The sequence below is a fragment of the Ruegeria sp. CDSA034 genome, from assembly GCF_059612275.1.
In genome coordinates this window covers 132,445-158,484 of sequence record NZ_JBXWQH010000004.1, presented here as the reverse complement: position 1 = coordinate 158,484, position 26,040 = coordinate 132,445, and the positions used below count along the sequence as shown (strand labels likewise).

General features: G+C 57.8%; 25 protein-coding genes. 10 read left to right on the top strand and 15 right to left on the bottom strand.

Annotated elements, in window-relative coordinates; genetic code table 11:
* Genes AC2FLJ_RS09990 through AC2FLJ_RS09975 form a run of 4 tightly spaced genes read right to left on the bottom strand, consistent with a single transcriptional unit; the run spans position 1 to position 4,168 of the window.
* The gene (locus AC2FLJ_RS09990; protein WP_058275012.1) at positions 1-1,098 is read right to left on the bottom strand and encodes an ABC transporter ATP-binding protein; all 1,098 of its coding nucleotides are present in this window, start codon (positions 1,096-1,098) and stop codon (positions 1-3) included.
* Between the two features lie 3 nt (positions 1,099-1,101).
* The gene (locus AC2FLJ_RS09985) at positions 1,102-2,001 is read right to left on the bottom strand and encodes a carbohydrate ABC transporter permease (RefSeq protein WP_058279072.1); all 900 of its coding nucleotides are present in this window, start codon (positions 1,999-2,001) and stop codon (positions 1,102-1,104) included.
* Positions 1,994-2,866: a carbohydrate ABC transporter permease gene (locus tag AC2FLJ_RS09980; RefSeq protein ID WP_058275014.1), complete on the bottom strand. Its 873-nt coding sequence runs from the start codon at positions 2,864-2,866 to the stop codon at positions 1,994-1,996. The genes AC2FLJ_RS09985 and AC2FLJ_RS09980 overlap by 8 nt, the downstream gene beginning before the upstream one ends.
* 57 nt (positions 2,867-2,923) lie before the next feature.
* Complete coding sequence (locus AC2FLJ_RS09975) at positions 2,924-4,168, bottom strand: ABC transporter substrate-binding protein (protein ID WP_058275015.1); 1,245 nt, start codon at positions 4,166-4,168, stop codon at positions 2,924-2,926.
* 217 nt (positions 4,169-4,385) lie between these two features.
* Here AC2FLJ_RS09975 and AC2FLJ_RS09970 point away from each other — a divergent pair, with 217 nt between their 5' ends.
* Complete coding sequence (locus AC2FLJ_RS09970) at positions 4,386-5,117, top strand: response regulator transcription factor (RefSeq protein WP_058275016.1); 732 nt, start codon at positions 4,386-4,388, stop codon at positions 5,115-5,117.
* The gene (locus AC2FLJ_RS09965; RefSeq protein WP_496705563.1) at positions 5,114-6,556 is read left to right on the top strand and encodes a sensor histidine kinase; all 1,443 of its coding nucleotides are present in this window, start codon (positions 5,114-5,116) and stop codon (positions 6,554-6,556) included. The genes AC2FLJ_RS09970 and AC2FLJ_RS09965 overlap by 4 nt, the downstream gene beginning before the upstream one ends.
* Before the next feature lie 4 nt (positions 6,557-6,560).
* Here the strand turns inward: AC2FLJ_RS09965 and fliP are convergent, their stop codons facing one another.
* The 4 genes from fliP to fliF are packed head-to-tail and all read right to left on the bottom strand — an operon-like array spanning position 6,561 to position 9,757.
* Positions 6,561-7,292 (bottom strand): flagellar type III secretion system pore protein FliP, encoded by a 732-nt coding sequence (gene fliP, locus AC2FLJ_RS09960; RefSeq protein ID WP_496697275.1) that lies wholly within the window; start codon positions 7,290-7,292, stop codon positions 6,561-6,563.
* Complete coding sequence (locus tag AC2FLJ_RS09955) at positions 7,292-7,579, bottom strand: FliM/FliN family flagellar motor switch protein (RefSeq protein ID WP_282170164.1); 288 nt, start codon at positions 7,577-7,579, stop codon at positions 7,292-7,294. The genes fliP and AC2FLJ_RS09955 overlap by 1 nt, the downstream gene beginning before the upstream one ends.
* Positions 7,572-8,168, bottom strand: a complete 597-nt coding sequence (locus tag AC2FLJ_RS09950) for a FliH/SctL family protein (RefSeq protein WP_496705560.1) — start codon at positions 8,166-8,168, stop codon at positions 7,572-7,574. Before AC2FLJ_RS09950 ends, AC2FLJ_RS09955 begins: the two co-directional genes overlap by 8 nt.
* Entirely contained in the window at positions 8,168-9,757 is a 1,590-nt protein-coding gene (fliF, locus tag AC2FLJ_RS09945) for a flagellar basal-body MS-ring/collar protein FliF (RefSeq protein ID WP_496697279.1), read from the bottom strand. Before fliF ends, AC2FLJ_RS09950 begins: the two co-directional genes overlap by 1 nt.
* 119 nt (positions 9,758-9,876) lie before the next feature.
* Here fliF and AC2FLJ_RS09940 point away from each other — a divergent pair, with 119 nt between their 5' ends.
* From AC2FLJ_RS09940 to AC2FLJ_RS09920, 5 genes are read left to right on the top strand one after another with little or no spacing between them, the layout of a single operon-like run.
* Positions 9,877-10,374, top strand: coding sequence for a flagellar basal body-associated FliL family protein (locus AC2FLJ_RS09940; protein ID WP_496697280.1), 498 nt, complete (start codon positions 9,877-9,879; stop codon positions 10,372-10,374).
* 9 nt (positions 10,375-10,383) lie between these two features.
* Entirely contained in the window at positions 10,384-10,845 is a 462-nt protein-coding gene (locus tag AC2FLJ_RS09935; RefSeq protein WP_496697282.1) for a hypothetical protein, read from the top strand.
* The gene (locus AC2FLJ_RS09930) at positions 10,842-11,417 is read left to right on the top strand and encodes a MotE family protein (RefSeq protein WP_496697283.1); all 576 of its coding nucleotides are present in this window, start codon (positions 10,842-10,844) and stop codon (positions 11,415-11,417) included. The genes AC2FLJ_RS09935 and AC2FLJ_RS09930 overlap by 4 nt, the downstream gene beginning before the upstream one ends.
* Positions 11,418-11,463: 46 nt before the next feature.
* Positions 11,464-12,333 (top strand): flagellar motor stator protein MotA, encoded by an 870-nt coding sequence (motA, locus tag AC2FLJ_RS09925; RefSeq protein WP_496697284.1) that lies wholly within the window; start codon positions 11,464-11,466, stop codon positions 12,331-12,333.
* Complete coding sequence (locus tag AC2FLJ_RS09920; RefSeq protein ID WP_496705556.1) at positions 12,330-14,468, top strand: hypothetical protein; 2,139 nt, start codon at positions 12,330-12,332, stop codon at positions 14,466-14,468. Before motA ends, AC2FLJ_RS09920 begins: the two co-directional genes overlap by 4 nt.
* 87 nt (positions 14,469-14,555) lie before the next feature.
* Here the strand turns inward: AC2FLJ_RS09920 and AC2FLJ_RS09915 are convergent, their stop codons facing one another.
* The 3 genes from AC2FLJ_RS09915 to betB all read right to left on the bottom strand — a co-directional run bounded on the left by AC2FLJ_RS09915 (position 14,556) and on the right by betB (position 19,924).
* Positions 14,556-15,899 carry an MmgE/PrpD family protein gene (locus AC2FLJ_RS09915; RefSeq protein ID WP_496705555.1) on the bottom strand — a complete coding sequence of 448 codons (1,344 nt, stop codon included), beginning with the start codon at positions 15,897-15,899 and terminating at the stop codon, positions 14,556-14,558.
* Positions 15,896-18,340: a GcvT family protein gene (locus AC2FLJ_RS09910; RefSeq protein ID WP_496705553.1), complete on the bottom strand. Its 2,445-nt coding sequence runs from the start codon at positions 18,338-18,340 to the stop codon at positions 15,896-15,898. Before AC2FLJ_RS09910 ends, AC2FLJ_RS09915 begins: the two co-directional genes overlap by 4 nt.
* Positions 18,341-18,469: 129 nt before the next feature.
* Entirely contained in the window at positions 18,470-19,924 is a 1,455-nt protein-coding gene (gene betB, locus AC2FLJ_RS09905) for a betaine-aldehyde dehydrogenase (protein ID WP_496697292.1), read from the bottom strand.
* A gap of 164 nt (positions 19,925-20,088) precedes the next feature.
* Between betB and AC2FLJ_RS09900 the strand changes: the two genes are divergently transcribed.
* Entirely contained in the window at positions 20,089-20,418 is a 330-nt protein-coding gene (locus AC2FLJ_RS09900) for a hypothetical protein (RefSeq protein WP_282152256.1), read from the top strand.
* A 7-nt stretch (positions 20,419-20,425) separates the two neighbouring features.
* Here the strand turns inward: AC2FLJ_RS09900 and AC2FLJ_RS09895 are convergent, their stop codons facing one another.
* Both AC2FLJ_RS09895 and trhO read right to left on the bottom strand, forming a co-directional pair.
* A complete protein-coding gene (locus tag AC2FLJ_RS09895) occupies positions 20,426-20,926 on the bottom strand; it encodes a potassium channel family protein (protein WP_058275022.1) in 501 nt (166 codons plus the stop codon).
* A gap of 76 nt (positions 20,927-21,002) precedes the next feature.
* Entirely contained in the window at positions 21,003-21,908 is a 906-nt protein-coding gene (trhO, locus tag AC2FLJ_RS09890; protein ID WP_282170152.1) for an oxygen-dependent tRNA uridine(34) hydroxylase TrhO, read from the bottom strand.
* 97 nt (positions 21,909-22,005) lie between these two features.
* Here trhO and pncA point away from each other — a divergent pair, with 97 nt between their 5' ends.
* The gene (gene pncA, locus AC2FLJ_RS09885) at positions 22,006-22,599 is read left to right on the top strand and encodes a bifunctional nicotinamidase/pyrazinamidase (protein ID WP_058275024.1); all 594 of its coding nucleotides are present in this window, start codon (positions 22,006-22,008) and stop codon (positions 22,597-22,599) included.
* Here the strand turns inward: pncA and AC2FLJ_RS09880 are convergent.
* Positions 22,596-23,120 carry a hypothetical protein gene (locus AC2FLJ_RS09880; protein WP_108860017.1) on the bottom strand — a complete coding sequence of 175 codons (525 nt, stop codon included), beginning with the start codon at positions 23,118-23,120 and terminating at the stop codon, positions 22,596-22,598. The genes pncA and AC2FLJ_RS09880 overlap by 4 nt on opposite strands.
* Positions 23,121-23,285: 165 nt before the next feature.
* Between AC2FLJ_RS09880 and pncB the strand changes: the two genes are divergently transcribed.
* Entirely contained in the window at positions 23,286-24,578 is a 1,293-nt protein-coding gene (gene pncB, locus AC2FLJ_RS09875; protein WP_058279083.1) for a nicotinate phosphoribosyltransferase, read from the top strand.
* Between the two features lie 3 nt (positions 24,579-24,581).
* Here the strand turns inward: pncB and AC2FLJ_RS09870 are convergent, their stop codons facing one another.
* A complete protein-coding gene (locus AC2FLJ_RS09870; RefSeq protein ID WP_496705549.1) occupies positions 24,582-26,033 on the bottom strand; it encodes an aldehyde dehydrogenase family protein in 1,452 nt (483 codons plus the stop codon).
* Positions 26,034-26,040 lie beyond the last annotated feature (7 nt).

Below are 26,040 nucleotides of genomic sequence, written 5' to 3'. Positions count from 1 at the left end.
TTAATTCAGGCGCTCGCCGGTTTCTTTGGCGAAGTACGATACTTTACTCATATCAAACGCCAAGTTCAGCATCTTGCCCGCTTGCGCGCTGGTTTCGGCATGTAACCTTGCGGTCACCTGCTTGCCGCCCAGTTCTGATACGACATAGGTGTCGGCCCCTGCAGGTTCGACCATATCGACCATGCACGCCGCTTCCTGCACGCCATCACCCGCACGGAAACCCGCCTCGGCGATATCCTCGGGGCGCAGGCCCAGGATTACATCCTCGGGCAACGCCAGATCGCGCGCATCGTTCAGAACCAGCGTTTCGCCGGCATCGCGCGAGATGACGATTTGTGTACCCGACCCGTTTTTGGTGACCTGCGCAGGGATCAGATTCATCGCCGGCGAGCCCATGAAATCAGCGACAAACAGATTGGCCGGGTTGTTATAAATTTCGGCCGGGCTGCCGATCTGCTGCACGATACCGCCCTTCAAGACCACGATCTTGGTGGCCAGCGTCATCGCCTCAATCTGATCGTGGGTCACGTAGACGATGGAAGCGTCCAATGTCTGGTGCAGCTTCTTGATCTCGGTCCGCATCTCAACCCGAAGCTTGGCATCGAGGTTCGACAGCGGTTCATCAAACAGGAACAGCTTGGGATCGCGCACCAGCGCCCGGCCCATCGCCACACGCTGACGCTGACCACCGGATAGCTGGCTGGGACGACGGTTCAGCAGTGGCTCGATTTGCAACAGCGAGGCCACATCGTTCAGCTTGGCCTCCTGCGTTGCCTGATCAACCCCGCGCACCTTCATGCCGAAAGTGATGTTCTTGGCCACGCTCATCGTCGGATACAGCGCGTAGGATTGGAACACCATCGCGATGTCGCGGTCCTTGGGGCTGACATGGGTCATGTCTTTGCCGCCAATCGCCAGTGTCCCGTCGGTGATTTCCTCCAATCCCGCAATGCAGTTCAGCAGCGTGGATTTACCGCAGCCCGAGGGGCCGACCAGCACCAGGAAATCACCCGGTTCGATCGAGATGTTGATGTCCTTCAGAATTTCGGTTGCGCCGTAATTCTTGTAGAGTTTGTTGATATCAAGGATGGGAGCCATGGGTTATCCCTTCACAGAGCCAGCGGTCAGGCCGCGGATGAAATACTTACCGGCAACGACATAGACGAGCAGCGTCGGCAGCCCCGCGATGATCGCGGCGGCCATGTCGACGTTGTACTCTTTGACGCCGGTGGTGGAGTTTACGATGTTGTTGAGCGCCACAGTCACGGGCTGCGTGCCCGCCTGGCTGAACGACACGCCGAACAGGAAGTCATTCCAGATCTGCGTGAACTGCCAGATCACTGTCACCACGATGATGGGCAGCGACAGCGGCAGGAAGATCGACCAGAAAATCCGCAGAAAGCCTGCCCCATCGACCCGAGCGGCTTTGGTCAGCTCGGCCGGAATGGTGACATAGTAGTTGCGGAAGAACAGCGTAGTGAAGCCAAGGCCATAGATCACGTGGACAAAGATCAGGCCCGGAATGGTTCCGGCGATCCCCATCATGCCCAGCAGCCGCGCCATTGGCAGCAGAACAACCTGAAACGGAATAAAGCAGCCAAACAGCATCAGCGAGAAGATGATGTTCGCGCCTTTGAACCGCCACTGCGCCACGACATAGCCGTTCAGCGCACCAATCAGGGTGGACAAAAACACCGCAGGCACCGCGATCAGGACAGAGTTCCAGAAGTAAGGCCGCAGACCTTCACACTGGATACCGGTACAAGCGCCGGACCACGCGGTTTTCCAGGCATCGAAGCTGACTTCGCGCGGCAGTGAGATCAGGGACCCAGTGCGAATTTCCTCAAGGCTTTTCAACGATGTGGTTAACATCACGAACAGCGGCATCAGGTAGTACAGCGCGAACAGGCCCAGCAGGACGTAAAGCAGCCAACGAAGGGCAATCTTGCCTGTGGCGCTCTGCGAGCGGGTTTGGGTTTGGGGCATCGACAGATCAGTCATTTTTCGCCCTCAGCTCTGAATAAAGATATGGAACCACGATGGCAAAGACGACCAGCATCATGATCATCGCGGAAGAGGCCGCCTGACCGATATCGCCGCGCGAAAACGCCATGGCATACATGTATGTGGCTGGCAGATCAGTCGCGTATCCCGGACCGCCACCTGTCAGCGCGATGACAAGGTCAAAGCTCTTGATCGCTAGGTGGGCCAGCACGATGAAGGCAGAAAGGAAAATCGGTGCCATCGACGGTATGATGATCGCCGTATAGATGCGCCATGTGGGGATACCATCGACTTGAGCGGCTTTGATGATTTCACCATCTACCGAACGAAGCCCGGCCAGAAACAGCGCCATAACAAAGCCCGAGCTTTGCCAGATCGCGGCAATCACAATGGTGTAGATAGCGTAATCGGGGTTCACCAGCCAATCGAATTCGAAATTCGGAAAGCCCCAGCCCTGCACCATGGATTCAATGCCCAGACCTGGGTTCAGGATCCACTTCCATGCGGTGCCGGTCACGATCATCGACAGTGCCATCGGGTACAGATAGATGGTGCGAATAACCCCTTCGACGCGGATCTTCTGATCCAGCAGGATGGCCAGCAACAGCCCCAGCACCATCGCGATCACGATGAACAGCGCGCCAAAGATATACAGGTTGTTGATTGCCGTATCCCAGCGAGGGGAATCGAACAGGCGTTCATACTGAATGAAGCCATGGATCTCGTATTTCGGCAGTAGTTTCGATCGGGTCAGCGACACCCATGCGGTCCATCCGATAAATCCGTAGACAAAAATCAATACGGCGATGAACGACGGTGCCAGCACCACCTTGGGCAGGTGGTTTTCCAGCCATTCGGACATTTTTTCCTCCGGGGAAAAGTGCTCTGCCCCTCAGCATAGGGGGCAGAGCGTTTTGGATCAGTAGCTGTTGGCCACCGCGTCCGCCAGTTGCTGAACCGCGTCAGCCGAGGACATATCCGAGTTGAAGTGCGCGGTCACAACGTCGGTGATCGCACCGGACTGCGACCCGCGCAGCGCCATGCCATGGGCGTAAGACGGCAGCAGGGAACCACCTGCCGAGGTCGTACCCATGTCTTCTGCCGAGATTTTCGCACAGATATCAAAGGCATCCAGCGCTACGTCGGTCCGTGCAGGGATCGAACCCTTGTTCAGGTTGAACACTTCCTGGAAGTTCGGTGCGACGATCAGTTTGGCCAGCAGTTCCTGGCCGGCGCGGTTGTCGTCACCTTCGACTTCGAACATGGCAAAGCTGTCGACGTTGTACAGATAACCGTCACCGGGGGTCGAGGCACACAGGAAATCTTCGCCGGGCTTCTTGCCAGCGGCCAGGAATTCACCTTTGGCCCAGTCACCCATGATCTGGAATGCGGCCTCGCCATTCATCACCATGGCGGTGGCCAGGTTCCAGTCGCGACCCGAGAAGTTCTCGTCAACATATCCACGCATGGTACGCATCTGGTCAAAGACCTGTACCATTGTGTCCGACGTCAACGCTTCGGGGTCGAGATCGACCAGGGCTTTCTGGTAGAATTCTGGTCCACCAATACCCATGACAACCGCCTCAAACACGGTCGCGTCCTGCCAGGCCTGACCACCGTGGGCCAGCGGGATCACACCAGCGGCCTGCAGTTTTTCGGCTGCTGCGTTGAACTCTTCCCATGTGGCGGGCATTTCGATGTCGTTTGCCGCCAGAACATCAGCATTCGCCCAGATCCAGTCGATGCGGTGCACGTTCACGGGTGCAGCGCACCAAGTGCCTTCGCACATCATATGGCCCGCGATCGACGCAGGCAGGACATCCGCCCAGCCTTCGGCCTCGGCAACGTTCGAAATGTCGGCCAGAACGCCTTCTTCGTACCATTCCTGAATGGCAGGGCCTTTCAGCTGAACGGCGGTCGGCGCATTACCGGAGAGAACCCGGGCACGCAGCGCGGTCATTGCCGCATCACCACCGCCACCCGCGACGGGCATGTCGGTCCAGGTGCCGCCGTTCGAGGCGAATTCTTCCTGCAGAACGGCAACCGACTTGGCCTCGCCACCCGAGGTCCACCAGTGCAGTACTTCCGCCTGCGGCTCGGCCACAACGGACGATCCGGCCACAACGGCCAAAGTCGAAACGGTGGCAAATGCAAAACGCTTCATTTTTTGTCTCCTCCCTGAGAACTCAGTGACTGCCAAAGCAGCGATGGCGCTATTACTGTGGTCTGATCGCCGTCTGGCAAAGCGGAATTCATAGTAAAGTACGGAAACGGCCCAAATTTTCACCACTTCTGTTACAGGGTGTTACGTTGGCATTGAATCTGTTTCCATTCGTTACAATGGACAACGACAGAGGGAAAAGATCGGGAGGAAAGACAGAGTGAGCATTCCGCGGCTTCTGGTGGTGGATGACGACCCTGAGATGCGGTCGATGATGACGCAGCTATTGCAGCAAAACAGCTTCATCGCCCTTCCCGCCAGTTCCGAGCGGGAAATCCGGGCGCACCTGTCCAATGGCCGGATCGATCTGATTTTGTTGGACGTCATGCTGGGGGACGAGAACGGGATTGATATCTGCGCCCGGTTACGGCGCGAACAGGACGTCCCGATCATTCTGGTCTCTGCCCTGTCCGCCGACCATCAGCGCATGGCAGGGTACGAAGTTGGGGCAGACGACTACATTGCCAAACCGTTCAACCCCCAATTGATGCTGGCCCGTGTCAGGGCAGTGATGCAGCGCGCTCGGCGGTCGTCTTCGCTGGCGTATCGCCGAAGAACCCGCACCTTCCGTTTTGACGGCTGGGTCTTTGACGGAAAGCGTGATGATTTGCATTCGCCAGAAGGCTATTTGGTCGCGTTGTCACAGCGGGAAACCGCCCTGCTCAAGGTCTTGCTGGCCAATCCACATATTCCGCTTACGCGCGATGAAATCGTCACGGCACTGGATGTCACGGGGGACAGTGACAAGTCCGAAGCGCAGGGCCGCGCCATCGACATGCTGGTCGGTCGCCTGCGATCTAAGATCGAGACCAACCCGAAAGATCCGCAAATGCTGCGCACGGAACGTGGGGTCGGGTATATCTTTGCCGCTGACATTTCGGTCGAAGAATGACACTGCGCCTGCGCAATCTGGGGTGGCTTTGGACCCTTTCAGCCTTTGCTGCCGGTTTGCTGTCTGCAGGGTTATGGTTCGCTTCGGCGCGCGCCTGGAATGACTACCTGCTGCAATCTTTTGTAGCAGGGTTCACCGTCTACGAAGAATTGCGAACAGGCATGGCCCCCTCCGAAGGGTTGTCGATTACGCCCTTGCCGCCCCAGGATACGGCCCTTGCCGATAATGGTGAATTTCAGCGGTTGCCCGGGTTTTCAAACCGCCGCTTCGTCACCAACCTTTCGATCCTGACCGACAGTTCCTCGCCGCTCAGCGGGCGTGAATTAACCGTGGCGATCCTGTCCGACCGGTTGGTTTATCCGGTGTCGGACATTGTGTCAGGCAGTGATCAAACCGGGCCTGAAAAGATGGGAAACCTGACCCGGTTGCTGGCAACATATTGCAGTGAGCCGATCCTGATTGCGAAATTTGGACGCGAGGCCTGGCATCAGGTCGACGGGACACAGATATGGGGCTGTCAGGCGGCCCCAACGGATTTACGTCTGCCCGCAATACTTATGGGGATCGTCGCAATGGCGGTCATCTTATCCGCAGTCAGTAACGTCTCAGATACCTTCACCCGGTTTGCCCGCGCGTTGCGCGAACGGCAGCGCCTTGGGGGGCCGGAAAGCTACGAGGCGGATGGCCCGGATGAACTGCGCGATATCGTCTCGGCGGTGAACGCCCATCTTGAGGCCGAGCGCGCGCAGCTTGAAAAGCGGGCAACGGTTTTGTCCGGCGTCAGCCACGATCTGGGTACCCCTGCGACACGCGTGCGCCTGCGTGCCGCTCTGATCCCCGACGATGAACTACGCGAAAAGCTCGAGGCGGATGTGGATCAGATGACGGGCATGATCGAAAGTGTCCTGACCTATACGCGATCCGAACTGGATGTTGAGGAACCGCGCCAGATTTCTCTGACCTCTTTGGTGGAGGCTCTGGTCGCCGATTATCAGGATATGGACCTGCCCGTGACACTAAAAAAGACCGACCCCGTCGCGGTCGATGGGGTTACATCGGTTTTCATGTCCCGGCGCGGACACGGACAGCTGACCGAAACACGCCGCGTTCTGGTCATGGCGCGGCCCATATCGCTTAGGCGTGCGCTGACCAATTTGATCGACAACGCGTTGAAATATGGTCGACACGCCGAAGTGCAGTTGGCGACCGATGCGACCACCGCGACGATCACGGTCGAAGATAAGGGCACCGATCTGTCGGTGGAGGACATCGAAAACCTGATGGCCCCATTTCGTCGTGGGTCCAACACCGGATCTTCTGACGGCTATGGTTTGGGCCTGACAATTGCCGCCACCGTGGCCGAACAGCATGGCGGAGAAATGCGCTTTGAGGCCGGCAACTGCGGCCTGCGCGCCTGTCTGCAAATCGCCCGGCAATAAAAACCTAGGTCGCATAACTGCGCACAAGCGCGCTGGCGATCAGGGACCACCCGTCGGCGATGACAAAAAACGCCAGTTTAAACGGCAAGGACACTGTGGCTGGCGGAACCATCATCATCCCCATCGACATCAGTACCGCCGCAACCACAAGGTCGATGATCAGAAATGGCAGAAAGACCAGAAACCCGATCTGAAAAGCGCGCGCAATTTCGGACAGCATGAAGGATGGCATCAGGATGGACAGCGGCGCGTCGGGCGACAGCGTTGTGGCATCACCACCGGGGCGCAGGGCGGCCATGGCGTGAAACGTATTGGGGTCCAATCGCGCAGCCATGAAACCGCGAAACGGCTGTAATGCACGCTCCAATGCAGGCTCGACCTCCATCGTTTCATCGACCAACGGCCGAATTCCTGTTGTCCAGGCTTCGGAAAAGACCGGCTCCATGATGAAATAAGTCAGAAACAACGCCAGGCTGACAATCAGCATATTGGGAGGAGATTGCTGCAACCCGATACCCTGGCGCAGGATCGCCAAAACGGTGATCAGAAACGGAAAACAGGTGATCATGATCGCCAATCCCGGAGCCAGGCTGAGCACGGTGATCAACAGGATCAACTGAATCGTTCGCGCAGATATCGAACCGCCCTCGCCCAGCGAGACAGACAACTCCTGCGCCGTGGTCAAAGACGGGGTCAAAACCGCAAACGCGACCGCCAGAATTAGAAATCGGCGCATCAGCCGATCCCGTTTTGCAGGTCCGCGATTTCGGTCAGACGCACAGCCAGCTGACCGGCCTGCTCGCCCTCTATCTCCTCTAGCAAACCGCGCGCGACAAGCTGGTCGCCGACATACAGGTCAACCGGATCCTCGATGCGTTTGTCCAGCATCAGCACGGCGTTTTCCCCCATGTTCAGCAGATCACGGATCAAAGGGCGCGCCCGGCCAACCGATACGGTGACTTCAATCGGAACGGCCTCGAACGGGTTGGGCTTCTCGGATTTCGGGGTTTGCGGATCACTCATTGGTCACTGCCTCTTTTGCCTGAAAAACATATGCCTGAAAGGCTTGATCGACCGCAGCAAGCAAGCCGCTGCAATCCACCTCGCGCTGGGAAACCCCGACCTTGAGCCGCGACTGCCCTACCTCAAGCGTCGGGTCTTCGATCACCTGCACAGGCGATGAAAGCTCGGCGGGGATCAGGTCCTCCACCTCGTTCACACGACCTGAGGGTACGAAGATTTGCATGGGCTGTCCGATCTGCCCGCGCGCCATATCGGTGAGCTGCTCGACAAGTCGAACGGCAAACCCTCGGTCCAGCATTTCAGGCAAAACCAGCTGTGTCAGGCTCTGAAACATCGGTTCCAGCGACAGGGCCATCCGGTTAACCGCTTCATGGTAGGTAAAAGACATATCTTCGAGCGATTTGGCCAATTCGGCCGAAACCTGCCCCCGGCTCTGCTCTTGCGCCTGGACCGCGTCTTCCCAGCCGGCGCTATAGCCTTGCTCGAACGAGGCCAGCCTTTGTTCCTCTAACGCGTCCTCATCCAGTACGTGCAGCTGTCCGCCGCCGGCCTGTATAGTGAAATCCTCAAGAAGATGGGCAATCGACATCACACACGCTCCTCACCTTCTTCCAGCCAGCTGCGCAGGATTTCGACCGTTTCTTCCTGCTTGTCGCCGATCATCGCCCTGAGCCGATCCACCGGGTCCGCCCCGGCATCGGTCGCAAGCGCCGGAACGTTCCCAGTGGGCCCCTGCCCCGGCAAGGTGGTGAATTGCCCGCCTTCTTCCGTCGCAATTTCGCCGGTCAGGTATGCGTCAGGTTCCTGGGCTGCACCTGCGGGCAGCAGTGCCGGAGCGGTTGCGGGTTGGGTCAGAATAGGGCGGATGACAAACACCCCAAGTACCAGGGAAACCAGTGCCAACACGGCCATCTGAATCAGCGAGATCGCGTCGAAATGCACCTTCTGCCACAGCGAGGCGGTTGCCAGACTGCCCTGCGGCTCGACCGCCGGCAGATCCAGCGATTTCAGTGTTATAACGTCGCCCCGCTCGGCATCGTAGCCCACTGCCGAGGCCACAAGCTCCTGCAGTGCATCCATCTCGGCCTGCGGCATCGGCGTGAATGTTTCACTGCCGTTTGCGTCCACGGATCGCGTTCCGTTTACCAAAACAGCAACCGTCAGTCGCTTGATGGCGCCGGGGCCGTTGTGAACCTCAAGCTCGGTCTCGGAAACCTCGTAGTTGACCCGTTCTCGGGTCTGGGTTGCGTTAGAATTGGATTCGTCCCCGCCCGCGCCATCGCCATCGGGCAGGTTTGACGCAACCGTCACATCCCCGGATTGGTTGCGGGCACTGTCCGAACGCTCTTCGACATCGGTGCTGATGGCCACACGGCCATTGGGATCGAAACGCCGTTCGCGGATTGATTCTGTCTTGGTAACCGTATCGACACTCACCTCGACCACCGCATTTCCAGCTCCGACCCGGGCTTCGATCAGACGCAGAACCCGTTCGCGCAGCTGGCGCGATTTATCGTCAGCGGTATCTGCGGACACCGGGTTGTCCTGTGCTCCGATCACTGCGCCATTCGAATCGATGACGGTGACGTTCTCGGGCGCCAGTCCGCTGACTGCGGACGACACAAGAAACCGGATCGCCTTTGCCTGATCCGACGTGATGTCCGTGCCCGACGCGACCAGGTAGATCGATGCGGTTGGTGCAACACTGCGTTGGAACGGATTGGCTGAACCGTTGGCAATATGCACACGTGCCTGGCTGATATGGGGGCTGCCGACAATGGTTCTGGCCAACTCTCCTTCTTTGGCGCGCCAATAGGCGGCGTCGAACATCTGCGACGTTGTGCCAAACCCGCTGAGCGAATCCAGCAGCTCGTAGCCCCGGTTTCCGGTTGCCGGCAGACCTTCGCTGGCCAGCGTCAAGCGCAGCTCATCCCGTTGTGATCCCGGCACATAAATGGAGCCGCCGCGAATCTCATACTGCACACCGCGCTGATCCAATGAACGGACAATATCCCCTGCAGCGCCGCTTTCTAAACCGGCGTAAAGCAGGGTCATCGACGGAGTTGTCACCAGACGCGACATCGCCAGGATCCCCAGAAACATCAGCACGACTGCACCCGCGACAATGATTTGTTTACGCCTATCCAAACTTGCCCAGACAGTTCCGATCTGCTGCACGATCACCTCCGACTCGCCGACATTCTGTGCGACGCATCCCTTGTTTGGATGATTGCCCTTAACAATCGGTTAGTCCCTGTCGGGTTATGACGATTGCAGATTGTAGAAATGAGGACGTCATGACCGACGCGACTGCAGAACAGGCAGAAGTTCCGGAAAAATCTGGGAAAAAGGGAATGATAGTAGGCGCGATTCTGGCGATAGCCGGTGCTGCGGGCGGGTATTTCCTGACCACCACCGGCCTGTTGCCGATAGGCGGAAAACCCGTCGTGCAGAACACCGAAGAAACAGAGAAAAGCAGACCTGCCAAGGCTCTGCCAAAGGTTGGATTCGTTGACCTAACTCCGGTCGTCGTTTCGGTAAACACCAGCGATTCGCGACATCTGAAGTTTCATGCCCAGCTCGAGGTGAACGCGCCGTACACGGCGGATGTGGAAAAGATGAAACCGCGAATCATGGACGTGCTGAACGGATATCTACGCGCGATTGAGGTTTCTGATCTTGAGGATTCGCTCGCGCTCATGCGCATCCGAGGACACCTGTTGCGGCGTATCGAAATCGTCGTCGGCGAAGGCCGCGTTCGCGATGTTCTCGTCATGGAATTCGTACTGAACTAGGAGGCGAAGTTGGAGCTGATTGCAGATATTTTGCTGGTCGCAGGTGCCATAGGTGCGGGTCTTTATTGTTTCGTCCTGTCCAAGCGGTTGAAACGCTTTACCGACCTTGAAAAAGGCGTCGGTGGTGCGGTGGCCGTGCTGTCTTCGCAAGCGGAAGAGTTGAAAAAGTCACTGGAGGCCGCGCGGGAAGCCTCGGATCAGTCTGGCGTCGTTCTTAAGGAACTGACCGAGCGCGCCGAAACAGTGGCGCAGCGGCTTGAGTTGATGATGGCCTCGATGCATGACGTCGTGCCGGACGATGAAAAGGCGACCGAGATCCCTACACCAGAGCCTGAGCCGGTTGTTTCTGAAGAACAGTCCCAAGCCAACTCAGTGCCCGTCATTGAAGAAGACGCGCCAGCCGAGACTCAGGTCAAACGTCCGGGTGGCTTGATGTTCCTGCGTCACAGCCGCAGCGAGGCCACGACATGAGGCGGAAGCAGGCAGAAAACCGTCCCAAAGGCGGCGTTCTTGCGGTGATCGCGATGCTTATGATCGGTTCCGCCGCGATCAGAATAGGATTCGAGGCCGGGCCCGCGCTGGCTAAAGGATCCGATCCCGCCCCATCGCTGGCGAGGAGCAGCCAAACCGAACAGCCCGGTGCGCAAGAATTGTTGACTGAATTGCTACGCCGCGAAGACGCGCTCAAGAAACGAGAGGCCGCGTTACAAGACAAAGAAAAGGCGCTGGATATCGCGGATCAGGCGATTGAAACGCGCCTGGCTGCCTTGCAGGAGGCAGAAGAATCGCTGCGACAGACACTGGCCTTCGCCGAAAAAGCCGCCGAGACCGATCTGACGCGCCTGACGGATGTGTATCAGAGCATGAAACCCAAGGACGCAGCCGCCCTGTTCGAAACCATGGACCCCGGCTTTGCGGCTGGCTTTCTGTCGCGGATGCCGCCTGATTCCGCCGCAGGTGTTCTGGCCGGTCTCAACCCCGAAGCCGCCTATACGATCAGCGTGATCATGGCCGGTCGCAATGCTGCGGCTCCGCAGGAGTAGCGCACATGTTTTTTACCCCCGCATCTGACTTTGCAGGAGACCACCCATGATTGGAATCATCGGAATCGTCGTCATTTTCGCCATGGTGTTTGGTGGATATCTTGCCGCCGGTGGCAAGATGACGATCATTTTGAAATCGCTCCCGTTCGAGATGATGATGATCGGCGGCGCCGCCGTTGGCGCATTCATGATCAGCAACGACTTGAGCGCTGTCAAACATACGATCAAGGACATGGGTAAAGTGTTCAAGGGCCCCAAATGGAAGCCCGAAGATTACCGCGATCTGCTGTGCCTTTTGTTTTCTCTGATCCGCATTGCCAAGGCCAACCCGGTCGAGGTGGAACAGCATATCGAAGACCCCGAGAATTCGACCCTATTCTCAGCCTATCCGAAGATTCAGAAGGACAAGGAAGCCGTCGATCTGATCTGCGACACGATGCGATCCGCGTCGATGAATTACGACGATCCACATCAAGTTGAAGAAGTGCTGGAAAAACGGATGGAGACCAGTTTTCACCACGCCATGCATTCCAGCCACGCGTTACAAACCGTCGCCGATGGTTTGCCCGCACTTGGGATCGTGGCCGCCGTTTTGGGCGTAATCAAAACGATGGGGTCCATCGACCAGCCGCCCGAAGTACTGGGCAAACTGATCGGAGGCGCTTTGGTCGGGACGTTCCTGGGCGTGTTTCTCGCCTATGGCCTGGTTGGCCCGTTCGCTGGCAAGCTGAAAGCGGTAGTCGAAGAGGACAACCATTTTTACCAGTTGATCAAAGAGGTTCTGGTCGCCAACCTGCACAACCACAACGCAGCCATGTGCATTGAAGTTGGCCGCCAGAACACGCCGACGCATAACCGCCCAGCATTTTCTGAGCTGGAAGATGCGTTGAAGGAACTCAAACAGGCAGCGGCATGATCCGGACAGTTTTACTTGCTTTGGCGCTAACCGCCGCGGCAGCGCAAGTTCAAGCACAAGATGTGCAGGTGCGCTCGGGCGAACATGAAGGGTATACGCGGCTGGTCGCACAGGTTCCGCCGGGCACTAAATGGGCGCTGTCGCACAAGAAAAATGGTGCGCGTCTGAGTGTCAAACTGGAAAAGGTGAACTTTGACACAGCAGCCGTGTTCCAGCGTCTGACGCAAAACCGCTTGGCCGCGATCTCTCAGTCAGAGCCGGGTGCCGCGCTGGATATGCAATTTGGTTGCGACTGTGTTGCCAATGCCTTTCTGTTCAAGGGCACGATGATCGTGGTGGATATTGCACCAGGCTCGGCGCTGCCCCAAATCAGCGCTGATATACCGTCGCCTGTTTTGCCCAAAGCGTCCAAAGAGAAAGACCCGTTGGTTGCGCAATATTTGCAGAGTCTCGAATTGCCACTGCTAAACCTGAACGCACAGCGCTTTGAAGAACAGCTCTCTACCCTGCTGCTGCGCGGCTCTGACCGGGAAGTCGTTGATTTGAAGCTTGCTCCGGTCGGACCACGGATGTCGGTTCCCAAGAACGATCCCTTTAGCCCCTCAGACCTTAATGCCAATATTCATGTGACATCCGTTCTGGACGGCTTGAATGAACTTTTGGGGCCATCCCTGCCACAGCTTGAGCAACGCCCACCCTGCATCTCGAGCGCTGAGCTTGGGTTTGACCGTTGGTCTGGGGCAACTCCCTTTCCGGAACAGGTGGCTTCGTTGCGCGCCGCCCTGTTCAAAGAATTCGATCATCTCGACGAAGAAAAGGCGCTGAAGCTGGCGCAGCTATACGCCTATTCCGGGTTCGGCGCAGAGGCTCTTCGGACGCTTGAATTGCTTGGGCGGCATGCGCCGGACACAGATCGGGTTACCGCCATAGCCCGGTATCTTGATGGCGCAAAGCCGTCCCATCCGAACCCGTTTACCAATCTTCAGCGGTGTGAAAGCGACGCCGCGCTTTGGGCTCTTTTGATCGAAGGAGAGATGCAGGAAGAGGCCCAGTTGCAGTCGATCGAACAGTCATTTGCGCGCTTGCCCAACCATCTTCGCCGTCAAGTTGGGCCAACATTGGCGGAAATTCTGACAGATGCTGGGAAAATTGAACCAGCAAGGCGCGTGTTACGCACGGTCGACCGCGTTGCGACTGAGGACAGCGCCGATACGTCCCAAGCCAAGGCTAAAGTCGCGGCTGCCGAAGGCGACGGCCCGAAGTCAGAAGCATTGTTGAACGAGGTCATCGCTGCGTCGGGTGCAGAGTTGGAGGCACCGCTTGCGCTTGCGCGACTGGTCGACAAGCGGTGGTCGGAACGTGGAGCAATATCCCCACAAGAGCTTGATCTTGCGGCCTCTTACGTCGTGGAGTTTCGACGGTCTGAAATCGGGCCGCGCATGCTGCAAACACAGATCGTCGCTTTGAGCCTTAGCCATGAGTTCGATAAGGCGATGGATCTGCTGGGCGCTCAAAATACACAGGACAATGCCGCCGAAACGTTGAACCGCGTCGCCCAGATCCTGACCGAACGCGCCGACGACGCGACATTTCTAAGACGGGTCATGACCCTAACGCCGGAGCAGAAACTGGCGCTATTCACAGACACAAGCGTGGGATTGGCCGAGCGCTTGGTTACCCTTGGTTTTGCGGACGCGGCGCTGGAACTGGCCAGTCGGTCACAGGACAAGGCCCGGCGCGCAGAAAGGGCACGGTTACGTGCGCGCGCTGCCTTACTGCAACACCGACCACATCAAGCGATGTTGGAACTGGTCGACGATCCATCAGACGCGGCCCAGTTTTTGCGAGGGCACGCATTGCAGATGACAGATGATTACGTGGCAGCTGGTCAGCTTTTGCGTACTGTGGGTGACGATGAAAAAGCCGATCGGTTCTTTTGGTTGGCCGATCATCCGGAAACAGTCGAGCACGAACGCGACACAAAGTTCCTCGCAGTTCAGCAAACAACGCGGCTCCTGTCCGTGCCGCCAATACGAATGCAGGACAAGCCCTTAGCTGACGCGAAGGGCTTGTTGGATGACAGCGCAAAAACACGCCAGCACATTCTGGATTTGCTTGCGAAAGTGGACCAATAGCGGATTAGGTCGGCGCCACCTGCATTCACGGTTTGTCTTTCATTAGGTGCCCACTGAGCGTCGGCCCGCAGCCCGCACCGGCCGCTTTTACGGTTCAAAGACCAACGGCATCAGGTCCGACAATCTGGATGTAGGTTCGACCCAACCCAATATGGCCGCGCGGATCGCGTCCGCGCAGTCTAAACCGACGACCGGCGCGGCAAACTCGGTGTACTTGGCGATCACATCTCCCCTGCTGAGCGGGGCCTCCGGCCCGCCGCGCGCGTGAGTGTCGCCGGATTCGAACACACGCCCATCGGTCGATTTCAAGATGACATCGGCCCACCGCCCCTGCGGGAAGCGTGCACTGTGGCGCGCATCTTCCAGAACGTGAATACGCGACACCAACTCTGCCACCGCCGGATCAGACAAACCCGAACCCGAGATATGTTCGACCCCGATCCGACCATGGATCGCCTGAACCGCCACAGCAAAAGGCAGAGAATACTGGGCCTGAGACGTGGTGTCAGGCATCCCTGCGTACAGGCAGGCCGCTTCATGAAAACTGTTGATATGGATGGATCGGATTTGGTCGTGGGCTAGGTCATTCTCCATCATCACAGCCCGAACGCCATCAATTGCCGCATGAGCCCAGCGACATATCGGATAAGGTTTTACGTATTGGTGTTCGACCTGCCAGAACTGACCTAAATCATCCCAAAACGACGCAACATCAGCATCTTCGATTGTGATGGCCGGGGCGCCCGTGAAACCACGTTCGGCCAGAATCGCAGATGATATGCCAACCATCGCGCCCCAACCCGATCCGTCGTGCAGCATCGTCGGATTCGCAATCTCGCGCATCATCTGGCTTCGGGGGCCGTGGTATTCTGCTATTCCCAACGCTTGTCGAAATTGCTCTGGCGTGTACCCGCGCATGCGCGCGGCCATGGCGACCACGCCAAGGGCATTCCAGGCGCCGGACGTGTGGTAATCGCTGACCGATGCGTGCAGCGACAGCCCGGCACGTCCTGCGATTTCATATCCCGTGACGACGGCAGCCAGGGCTTCGGGGCCGGACAAATCAGGGCAATGCGCACCAAGTGAAACTAACGCAGGCAGGACGACGACACCGATATGCCCCTTAGTCGGGTTGTAGCCGTCATGCCCGTCCAAATTGTCGATTTGTGTGGCTGCTGCGTAGGCAGCGCCCGCCGTGCTGACGAGGCGGCCATCAAACATCATCGGAACGCTGAATGCCGCATCAGTGCTTGCATAGAGCAGCGCGGCAGTATCGCGGGCGATCACGCCGGCCTCCATCGGGCCGGAGGCGATCAGGATGCCCATTGTGTCGAGCATCATCAGGGCAGCGGCCTCTTTCGCGCTGTCAGGCATCTCGTGCGCTGAAAGGTTCAGGGCAAAATCCGTGACCCGATCCAGCGTGCCGGTCATTTGGCTGCCTCCATCACCTTGGGTTGGACATCGCGCAGCCGGAGACCCGATGGATCATAGGGCGGTTCGGCCAAAACTCTGGCTTTATGCGGTTTGCCGAGGATGAAGATTTCCACCATATCCCCCGGCTTTACGACTGCCGGATTTGAATAGCCGATGGCCAGGGATTTGCCGACTGAATAGCCATAGGCCCCTGAGGTCACACGTCCGACCGGTGCGCCATCTGGTGTAAAGATAGGTTCGCCACCGGACGCGTCAGCATTCGTCACCTCGACCTCAAAAATCGACAGAACCTCGCGCGCGGCGTTGTCCTTGATCTGCACATAGGCGTCTTTGTGCAGGAAGTCCTTGTCCAGCTTGATCAGACCCGCCAGCCCGACTTCCTGCGGCCAGTATTCCTGAGAATACTCGCGGCCCCACGAGCCATAGCCCTTTTCAATCCGCAGTGACCCCAACGCGCGGCCGCCCACCGGACCACCGTCGCACTCCTTCGCAGCCTCAAGAAGCGCCGAATAGAGCCTGATCTGATCTTCTTCCGCGCAGTGCAACTCCCACCCCAAATCACCGGTAAAGCTGACACGGATCGCCAGGCAGGTCACCCCCGCAACCTCGATCGTGGCCGAGCGCATGAAGCGGAACGCCTCGTTCGTCAAATCCGCATTGGTCAGCCGCTGCAGCAGGTCACGCGATTTGGGCCCTGCGACGTTGAAGCCCGCAATCCGGTCCGTCGCCACCTCGAACGTGGTGCCTTCGGGCAGGTCGATCATGTTGAAGAACCGCTGATGATAGCGCTCGGCCATACCCGAGCCGATCATCATGTATTCGTCCTCGGCCACCTTGGTGATGGTAAAGTCGCCGGCCACACCCCCGCGCACCGAGATCAGCGGCGTCAGGCAGGACCGCCCGACCACGGTCGGCACCCGGTTGGCAACCAGCTTGTCCAGCCACTCATTGGCGCCCGGGCCCTTAATGACGTAGTTGGCAAAGTTCGAGATGTCGATCACGCCAACGTTTTCGCGCAGCATCTTGACCTCTTGCCCAACCGGTTCCCACCAGTTCTGGCGCGTGAACCCGTTTGTCTCGGTGGTGCCGGGCTGATCGGCAAACCACAGCGGATGCTCCCAGCCGCAGTTCAGACCAAAGACGCAGCCTATGTCCTTTTGCATTCCATAGGCCGGGCGCACGCGGGCCGGACGGCCTGCGCTGCGTTCCTCGTTGGGGAAGTGGATGGCGAACCGGTGGGTATACTGGTCCTCAACCCGCGCCTTGGTGAATTTCTTGTCCGCCCAATCGCCAAACCGGGCCAGATCCCATGCGAACATGTCGTATTGCGGCTCACCCTCGATCATCCACTGCGCCGCCAGCAACCCCAGCCCGCCCGATTGCGAGAAACCGGGGATCAGGCCGCCACAGAGGAAATAGTTCTTCAATTCCGGCACCGGTCCCCAAAGGGCGGAACTGTCCGGGGACCAGATCATAGGCCCATTGATCACCCGTTTCACGCCAGCCGTCGCCGCGGCGGGCACGCGCTCGGTTGCGCGGATCACGTTCTCCATGATCCGGTCCAGATCGTCTGGGAACAGATCATGGGCGAAGTCCAGCGGCGTGCCCTCTTCGGCCCAGAACTTCATGTCCTTTTCATAGGCCCCGATCAGCAGCCCGTTGCCTTCCTGTCGGAAGTAGTACTCACCGTCCCGATCGGCGATCGACGGTAAACCGCGACCCAGGTTGGCAACCTCATCAATGGAATCGGTCACGAAATACTGGTGTTCGGTCGGTTGCAACGGCAGAGTCAAACCCGCCAATGCCGCTACTTCGCGGCCCCAAAGGCCTGCGGCATTCACAACCCATTGCGCATGGATGTCGCCCTTTTCGGTACGCACGATCCACGACCCATCTGGCTGCTGTTCAGTGCCTAACACGGGGCAAAAGCGCTCAATCGTTGCACCCATGGCGCGCGCGCCTGCGGCATATGCGTGCGGCACGCCTGAGGGATCCACGTTGCCGCCATCGGGTTCAAACATAATGCAGCGGATATCGTCGAACCGCGCCAGCGGGTGCAGTTCCATCGCTTGTTCGCGGCTGACTTCGTAGAAATTCAGGCCATAGAACCGAGCCTTGGCTTCCTGCAGACGCAACTGGTGTTCGCGGTTTTCAGTCTGGGCCAGATAGAGGGAACCGGGCTGGAACACTCCGCAGCTCTGGCCGGTTTCCTGCTCCAGCTCTTTATACAAGTTCATCGTGTAATGCTGGATGCGGGTGATATTGTTGTTGTCGTGTAGCCCGTGGATATTGGCCGCCGCGTGCCAGGTTGATCCGCTGGTCAGTTCATCCCTTTCAAGCAGGACTACGTCCCGCCAACCAAGCTTGGCCAAATGGTACAGGATTGAACAGCCAGCCAATCCTCCGCCGATGACTACGGCCTGTGCATGCGTTTTCATGAACTTGATCTCCCACCGACGGAACCGAAAACGGCACCCTTTGGAGGAAGTCAGCCACATGTTTTATGTGGCTTATGCTCTGTTCCCGACGCAAAATGTCGGGAACAGAGCTTGAATGGCCGGTTTTGATTAGTACGGCGCTTCGACGTCGTTCATCGAAACATAGACCGTCTTCATCTCGCTGAAGTGATTGATCGCCAGTTTCGAGTTTTCGCGCCCGACGCCCGACATTTTGGACCCACCGAACGGGGCCTCGACCGGAGCCAGATTATAGGTGTTGATATAGCAGGTGCCCGCCTCGAACCCAGCCACAATGCGGTGCGCGCGGGTCAGGTCGTTGGTGAAGACACCGGCTGCCAATCCAAACTCGGTGTCGTTGGCGCGGGCCATCACCTCTTCTTCGGTATCGAAATCCAGTACGGACATGACAGGGCCAAAGATTTCTTCGCGCGCGATGGCCATATCGTCCGTCACATCCGCAAACACTGTGGGCTGCATGTAAAAGCCGTCACCGTCGATCCGCTCACCGCCAAATACTAGGCGCGCACCTTCAGCCTTGCCCTTTTCGACATAGCTCAGCGCTATATTCAGTTGGTTTTCGCTGACCATAGGGCCAAAGTTGACGTCCTCATCCAGCGGATCACCAATTTTCGCAGTGGCCAGACGTTCTGAGAGGCGCTTGAGGAATGCCTCTTTGACGCCTTTCTGCACAAAGACACGGGTGCCGTTCGAACAGACCTGACCCGAGGAATAGAAGTTGCCCAGGATCGCACCCGAAACAGCGTTTTCGATATCAGCGTCGTCGAACACGATCATCGGAGACTTGCCGCCCAGTTCCATCGTCACGTGCTTCATGCCGTCGGCAGCTGCGGCATAGACCTTGCGGCCGGTCGGAACGGACCCGGTCAGCGAAACCTTGGCCACACGCGGATCGGTCACAAGCGATGCGCCAACATCGCCATAGCCCTGGGTCACGTTATAGACGCCCTTTGGCGCGCCCGCCTCGATCAGGATCTCGGCCACTTGCAACGCCGAGAGGGGCGTGGTCTCAGACGGTTTGAAGACCATCGTATTGCCGCAGGCCAGTGCAGGGGCTCCTTTCCAGCATGCGATCTGGGTCGGGTAGTTCCATGCCCCGATACCGACGCAAACGCCCAGCGCCTCGCGGATGGTGTAGACAAAGTCTCCGCCGCCCAGCGGGATATGCTCACCCGTCAATGACGCAGCCAGCCCCCCAAAGTACTCCAACGCATCCGCACCCGATGTGGCGTCGGCCACCAGGGTTTCCTGCAAGGGTTTACCGGTGTCGTGGGTTTCGAGGATGGAAAGCGCGCGATTGCGGTCACGCATGATGTCAGATGCCCGTCTCAGGATGCGACCACGCTCGGTCCCGGACATTGCCACCCACTCTGCCTGAGCGTTTTTGGCACTTGTTAGAGCCTGATTTACAATATCCGGCGTGGCAGAGTGCAGCCGGGCGATGATTTCACCGGTGGCCGGGTAGATCACGTCGATAGGGGCGCCGTTGGTATCTTCAACATATGCGCCGTTGATGAAATGGCTCGCTTTGGGCTGAAACTTCATGCCGATTTCCTTCTCAGAGGTCCTTTCTTTCGCGTTTATATTTTATTGATTGACCAGTCAATAAAAGCAATCCACGGCGGACTCCCGCTGATGTGAATCGGCTCCCTCTTGAATAAAAAGCTTAATGTTCCATTTATGTTCCACATAGTCAGAGGAACAATCCGATGTCTTACCACGCCCGCAACCCGGCCATGGATGGCCCATCGAACGACTATCACCTGTTGCCCGTCACAGACCGGCAAATGCGATACGCTCGTGCAATTGCCCAGCAGTCGGCCTTGGAAATCCCAGTCGAGGCACAACGGGATCGCAAGTCGATGTCTGCCTGGATTTCGGCGCACAAGCCAGCCGATCCATCGCCCTTTGCGGACTATCCATCCGGCAAGCAGGTTGCCTTTGCCGAGCGCATTTCCCGTAGCAGGCGCAGGCCTATCCCATCCGAGTGTTTCCGCGACAAACAGATGATGTCCCGCTGGATTGATCAGAACAAATAGTGGCCGTCTAATGTTTATGGTGGCGGGTATAGAGCGCAACCGTAGCAGCAACAAACATACCCAAGAGGATGTAGCCGGTAACAGCCTCAGCGACGGCCAGCCCGCGACATAAACCTGTTGGGATCATGTCGCCATATCCCACAGTGGTGAAGGTGACGTATGAAAAATACAGGAAATCGGCTGGAGCATCTGCACCGACCACGCAATTGTCGGCGTAGCCGAAAGCGCCATACGCCGCCGCGAACAAGAACGGTACGACCTGAATGAAGGACACACCCATCAGAAACAAGCGTCGATGCGGCAGTTTCACCTGTGTCATGTAGTACCAAGATTGCGATGCGACCCAAACCACCAGGCAGACCGACACAATAGTACCGATGGTTTCGCCTGCGGCCGCCTCACTCAGGCGCGACAGACCATACCACGCGAAAAAACTCGCAATAACCAGTCCGACCGCTGCGATAAGCGTCGATTTCCACTCTTCCAGTGTTGTAGGTTCGCGGTGCATAAAACTTCCGATGGCCTAGGTTTTTCCGCGATCATCAGGGTTCCGGCCTGTACCCGCAACCTTAATCATTCACCCATCATTCAATGCTTAGGTGTTCCTGCCCGCGCTGACGTGACAGCAGGATTTGATTCTGGCGTTCGCGGAACCGCATTTTGTCCGCGTCTGATGTCTCGTTTATGCACCGATGGCAAGACACGCCGTGCTCGTATTCCGCGCGCTTCATATCCTCTGGCAGAATCGGGCGGCGGCAGCCGTGGCACAGGTTGTGCGGTCCTTCGACCAACCCATGTCCAACCGAGACGCGATTGTCGAACACAAAGCACTCGCCCTGCCAGGTGCTGTCATCGGCGGGCATCTCTTCGAGATACCGCAGGATGCCGCCTTTCAGGTGGTACACATCCTCAACCCCCTGCCCCAGCAGGTAGTTGGTGGATTTCTCACAGCGAATACCGCCAGTGCAGAACATCGCGACTCGTTTGTTGTGAAAGCGGTCTTTGTTTTCTTCCCACCAGACTGGGAACTCACGGAAACTGGCTGTTTCAGGGTCTACTGCGCCCTCAAACGTACCAATCGCCACCTCGTAGTCATTGCGTGTGTCGATCACGACCACATCGTCAGACCGGATCAGATCGTTCCAGTCCTCGGGCTCGACATAATTGCCGACACGGGCACGCGGATCGACGTCCGGCTGGCCCATGGTCACGATCTCTTTTTTCAGGCGCACCTTCATTTTGCCAAAGGGCGGGTGATCGGATGTGGCCTCTTTCCACTCAAGATCCGCACAACCGGGCAGAGCCTTGATGTGGGCCAACACCGCATCGATCCCACTACGCGGGCCGGCGATGGTTCCGTTGATCCCCTCGGCGGCCAGCAACAAGGTGCCCTTGACTGACTGCGCGCGGCATAGGTCCAGCAGCGGGTCGCGCAGGGCTGCATGATCCGAAAAACGAGTGAAGTGATAGAGAGCAGCGATCGTATACATGCGCGCGGTCTAAACCTGCTGGACAAGAGTCGCAAGAGACCGGATTGACGCCCCCCGCCCTGCCCCCTACCGATAGGACAATGCGAGGAGATTCCCGATGGCCCATGCCCTAATTGTAATCGACGTTCAGAACGATTTCTGCCCCGGTGGTGCGCTGGCGGTGCCCGGAGGTCACGAGATCGTGGACCCCATCAACACTATGATGGCAGAGTTCGACGCCGTGATCCTGACGCAGGATTGGCACCCGGCGGGACATTCGTCCTTTGCCAGCGAGCACGACGGCAAAGCTCCCTTGGACATGACCGAAATGCATTATGGGCCGCAGGTCTTGTGGCCGGATCACTGTGTGCAGGGCACCGACGGTGCGGAATTCCATCCGGATCTGAATACCCATGCTGACCTTGTCATTCGCAAAGGCTTTCGGAGCAGCATCGATAGCTATTCCGCATTTTTCGAGAACGACCAAAAGACTCCGACCGGTTTGGAAGGTTACTTGAAATCACGTGGCATCACCAAACTGACCCTGGTTGGGCTGGCCACAGATTTCTGTGTTCATTTTTCAGCCGTTGACGCTGCCCGGTTGGGTTTTGACGTCACGGTCCGAATGGACGCATGTCGGGCGATTGATTTGGATGGATCACTGGCAGCCGCCGTGGCCGCGATGCGTGAAGCTGGCGTTGCGTTGACCTAAGGCGTAGCGCCTTTTTCGGCAAGATACCTGAGCACTGCAAACAAGATCACCGCCAGTCCCAATGCAACGCCAATTCGTCCGGGCAATGTGCGGCGCTCGGGCGTTGCGGGTGATTTGTAGCGCGGGTTCGGCGTCCAATTCTCGACTTTTGGGCGTTGGTCGTTGCGCGGTTTGGCCGTTTTGACATTGTCCAAAAATCGATGGAAGTCGAATTCACCGCAGTATTCGCCCTCAATTCCCATTTCGCGAATATTGGCAAAAAGCGCATGCAGAATGCGTTTGCGTTGGTCTACGTCCCGTGACGAATAGTACCCTTGCGACAACTTGCTGTCGGTTGAATCCAGATCAAAGCCGGCTTCCTGGAAAATTTGTCGAATCTTCGGTGACGTCGCCCGAAGCGCGTCAGCCGTTTTCACGTGACGGAATCGGGCACGCGCGACGGAATTGTCCAATCGCTCTGAACCGGCGTTATCTTCCAATTCCTCATTAACAACGATGTCAAAATCGTACTCGAGAACCATTCACCAAATTAACCTCGTTCAACCATCCCTCTCTTTTCACTAAACTGTGAAAAGATCACACAATATGCTCGCAATGTGACCTGACCTTGTCATTGTTATCATTCTAGCGACTCTTGCCATTCCACGCACCGATTGATCTAACAACGGAAATCGCAGGAGTTCCCCATGGTCGATATTGCGACACGCGTGTACAATCATAAATGGAAGATTGACCCGATTGTACGGTCTTTGATCGACACTGACTTCTACAAACTGCTGATGTGCCAGTCAGTGTTTCGAAATAAGCCCCAAACGGATGTGGCTTTTTCCCTGATCAACCGGTCGAATCACATTCCATTGGCCAAACTTATCGATGAAGGCGAGCTGCGCGAGCAATTGGATCATATCCGATCGCTTGGCCTTAGCCGGGGCGAAAGCACGTGGCTGCGGGGCAATACGTTCTATGGCAAGCGCCAGATGTTCCGTTCGGATTTTATGGAATGGTTCGAAAACATGCGCCTGCCGCCCTATCACCTGGAACGGAAGGGCGATCAGTACGAGCTGACATTTGAAGGTAAGTGGCACGAGGTTATGCTGTGGGAAATCCCGGCGCTTGCGGTTCTGATGGAGCTGCGCTCGCGCGCTGTGCTGAACAACATGCGGCGGTTTGAGCTGCAGGTGCTATATGCCCAGGCCATGACCCGCGTTTGGAAGAAGATCGAACAACTGCGGGATATTGACGGGCTTGGGATCGCTGACTTCGGAACCCGGCGTCGACACAGCTTTCTTTGGCAAGACTGGTGTGTGCAGGCCATGATCGAGGGTCTGGGATCGAGTTTTACCGGTACGTCGAACTGTCTAATCGCCATGCGGCGCGAAGTTGAGGCCATCGGCACCAACGCGCACGAACTGCCGATGGTCTACAGCGCCCTTGCCAAAGACGATGCTGAACTGGCGCAAGCGCCTTATGACGTGCTGAGCGACTGGCACGACGAACATGACGGCAATCTGCGCATCATTCTGCCCGACACCTATGGCACGCAGGGCTTTTTGGATCGCGCACCCGATTGGCTGGCCGGATGGACCGGCATTCGCATCGACAGCGGTGATCCCGCAACAGGCGCGGAAACCGCGATCAAGTGGTGGCAATCCCGTGGAGAAGACCCCCTGGAAAAGCGCGTGATCTTCTCGGATGGTCTGGATGTGGATAAAATTCGGGAACTGCACACTCAATTCGCCCACAGAACCAAAGTCTCGTTCGGGTGGGGCACCTTGCTAACCAACGATTTTCGCGGGCTCGTGCCAAACGACGCGTTGGCGCCGTTCTCGCTGGTCTGCAAGGCTGTGTCCGCCAATGGCCAGCCGACCGTGAAACTGTCGGACAACCCGGAAAAGGCGATGGGACCGAAGGATCAGATCGAACGCTACAAACGAGTGTTCGGCGTAGGCGCGCAAGAGGCGATCGAGGTGATTGTTTAGGCTCTAACCATGGTACGACGCGACCGTTTTCAACTGTGAAAAGCCATATAGGGCCTCGAACCCTTTCTCGCGGCCGTGTCCGGATTTTCCGACACCGCCAAATGGTAGCTCTACGCCACCACCCGCGCCGTAGTTGTTGATGAACACCTGGCCCGAGCGCAGTTGCTTTGCCAGCCGCATCTGCCGTGCGCCGTCGCGGGTCCAGATGCTGGCGACCAACCCGTAATCGGTGCCGTTGGCAATCTTCACCGCGTCTTCTTCGGAATCGAATGGGATCAGCACCTGCACGGGACCGAAGATCTCATCCTTGGCCAGACTGTGATCCGGCGGAACGTCCGCAAAAAGGGTCGGCACAACATAGGCCCCCTCGGACGGTGCACCGTCTACGATCTGTCCTTGCCCTGCGACGGTCAGGTCTGCGCCCCTGGCCAGAAAGTCCGAAACGATGTCCTTTTGACGGGCCGATATCAGCGGGCCGACGCGCAGATCGTCTTGCGCAGGGCCAACGGTCAAATCTGCATAGGCCGCTGCCATACGATGCTTGACCTGATCATAAACCCCGCGCTGCACCAAAATGCGTGACGAGGCCGAGCAGGTTTGTCCGGCATTCTGAATGCCCGCATTCACCAGAAAGGGCAGGGCCGCGTCCAGATCGGCATCGTCAAACACCAGTTGAGGTGACTTCCCCCCAAGCTCCAGCGTCACGGGCACCACATTTTGCCCCGCTGCCTGCTGCACCAGCGCCCCAGTAGCGACTGACCCGGTGAACGAGACATGGTGCACGCCCGTATGGCCCGACAAAGCCGCCCCCGCCTCGGCCCCCAACCCGGGTATGACATTCAGGGCACCGGCGGGCAAACCGGCCTCTTGCGCGAGGTGCGCAAAGGCCAGCGCGGTCAGGCAAGCTTCTTCCGCAGGTTTCAGAACGCAGGCATTGCCCATCGCCAGCGCAGCCCCAACTGACCGCCCGATGATCTGCATCGGATAGTTCCACGGCACGATATGCCCCGTCACGCCGTGCGGTTCCCGTAAAGTATAGACGGTGTAGCCATCCAGATACGGGATGGTCTCGCCCATGACCTTGTCCGCGGCCCCACCATAGAATTCGCAATACCGTGCCAACGCAACCGCATCTGCGCGTGCCTGCGTCAGGGGCTTGCCGACATCCATGGCTTCTAGCGTGGCCAGGTCTTCAACACGCTCCAAAACCATCCTTCCCATACGCGTAAGGACACGGCCCCGCTCTAGCGCAGTCTTTCGTCCCCAATCCCCGTCAATCGCAGTCTGAGCCGCCCTGACCGCAGCATCAACATCATGCGCGCCACCCCTTGCGATCTGGCAGATCTCTGAGCCATCAGAAGGATTGATCAAAGGCAATGTATGTCCAGTGGTTGGCGGCACCCAATTGCCGCCGATCAGACACAGGCTTGGATCAAACCAAAGGGGGCTGGACATGAGATAC

Coding starts and splice junctions, on each gene's coding strand:
- AC2FLJ_RS09990 (WP_058275012.1), bottom strand. CDS start 1,098: ATGGCTCCCATCCTTGATATCAACAAACTCTACAAGAATTACGGCGCA.
- AC2FLJ_RS09985 (WP_058279072.1), bottom strand. CDS start 2,001: ATGACTGATCTGTCGATGCCCCAAACCCAAACCCGCTCGCAGAGCGCC.
- AC2FLJ_RS09980 (WP_058275014.1), bottom strand. CDS start 2,866: ATGTCCGAATGGCTGGAAAACCACCTGCCCAAGGTGGTGCTGGCACCG.
- AC2FLJ_RS09975 (WP_058275015.1), bottom strand. CDS start 4,168: ATGAAGCGTTTTGCATTTGCCACCGTTTCGACTTTGGCCGTTGTGGCC.
- AC2FLJ_RS09965 (WP_496705563.1), top strand. CDS start 5,114: ATGACACTGCGCCTGCGCAATCTGGGGTGGCTTTGGACCCTTTCAGCC.
- fliP (WP_496697275.1), bottom strand. CDS start 7,292: ATGCGCCGATTTCTAATTCTGGCGGTCGCGTTTGCGGTTTTGACCCCG.
- AC2FLJ_RS09955 (WP_282170164.1), bottom strand. CDS start 7,579: ATGAGTGATCCGCAAACCCCGAAATCCGAGAAGCCCAACCCGTTCGAG.
- AC2FLJ_RS09950 (WP_496705560.1), bottom strand. CDS start 8,168: ATGTCGATTGCCCATCTTCTTGAGGATTTCACTATACAGGCCGGCGGC.
- AC2FLJ_RS09940 (WP_496697280.1), top strand. CDS start 9,877: ATGACCGACGCGACTGCAGAACAGGCAGAAGTTCCGGAAAAATCTGGG.
- AC2FLJ_RS09930 (WP_496697283.1), top strand. CDS start 10,842: ATGAGGCGGAAGCAGGCAGAAAACCGTCCCAAAGGCGGCGTTCTTGCG.
- motA (WP_496697284.1), top strand. CDS start 11,464: ATGATTGGAATCATCGGAATCGTCGTCATTTTCGCCATGGTGTTTGGT.
- AC2FLJ_RS09920 (WP_496705556.1), top strand. CDS start 12,330: ATGATCCGGACAGTTTTACTTGCTTTGGCGCTAACCGCCGCGGCAGCG.
- AC2FLJ_RS09915 (WP_496705555.1), bottom strand. CDS start 15,899: ATGACCGGCACGCTGGATCGGGTCACGGATTTTGCCCTGAACCTTTCA.
- AC2FLJ_RS09910 (WP_496705553.1), bottom strand. CDS start 18,340: ATGAAAACGCATGCACAGGCCGTAGTCATCGGCGGAGGATTGGCTGGC.
- betB (WP_496697292.1), bottom strand. CDS start 19,924: ATGAAGTTTCAGCCCAAAGCGAGCCATTTCATCAACGGCGCATATGTT.
- AC2FLJ_RS09900 (WP_282152256.1), top strand. CDS start 20,089: ATGTCTTACCACGCCCGCAACCCGGCCATGGATGGCCCATCGAACGAC.
- AC2FLJ_RS09895 (WP_058275022.1), bottom strand. CDS start 20,926: ATGCACCGCGAACCTACAACACTGGAAGAGTGGAAATCGACGCTTATC.
- trhO (WP_282170152.1), bottom strand. CDS start 21,908: ATGTATACGATCGCTGCTCTCTATCACTTCACTCGTTTTTCGGATCAT.
- pncA (WP_058275024.1), top strand. CDS start 22,006: ATGGCCCATGCCCTAATTGTAATCGACGTTCAGAACGATTTCTGCCCC.
- AC2FLJ_RS09880 (WP_108860017.1), bottom strand. CDS start 23,120: ATGGTTCTCGAGTACGATTTTGACATCGTTGTTAATGAGGAATTGGAA.
- pncB (WP_058279083.1), top strand. CDS start 23,286: ATGGTCGATATTGCGACACGCGTGTACAATCATAAATGGAAGATTGAC.
- AC2FLJ_RS09870 (WP_496705549.1), bottom strand. CDS start 26,033: ATGTCCAGCCCCCTTTGGTTTGATCCAAGCCTGTGTCTGATCGGCGGC.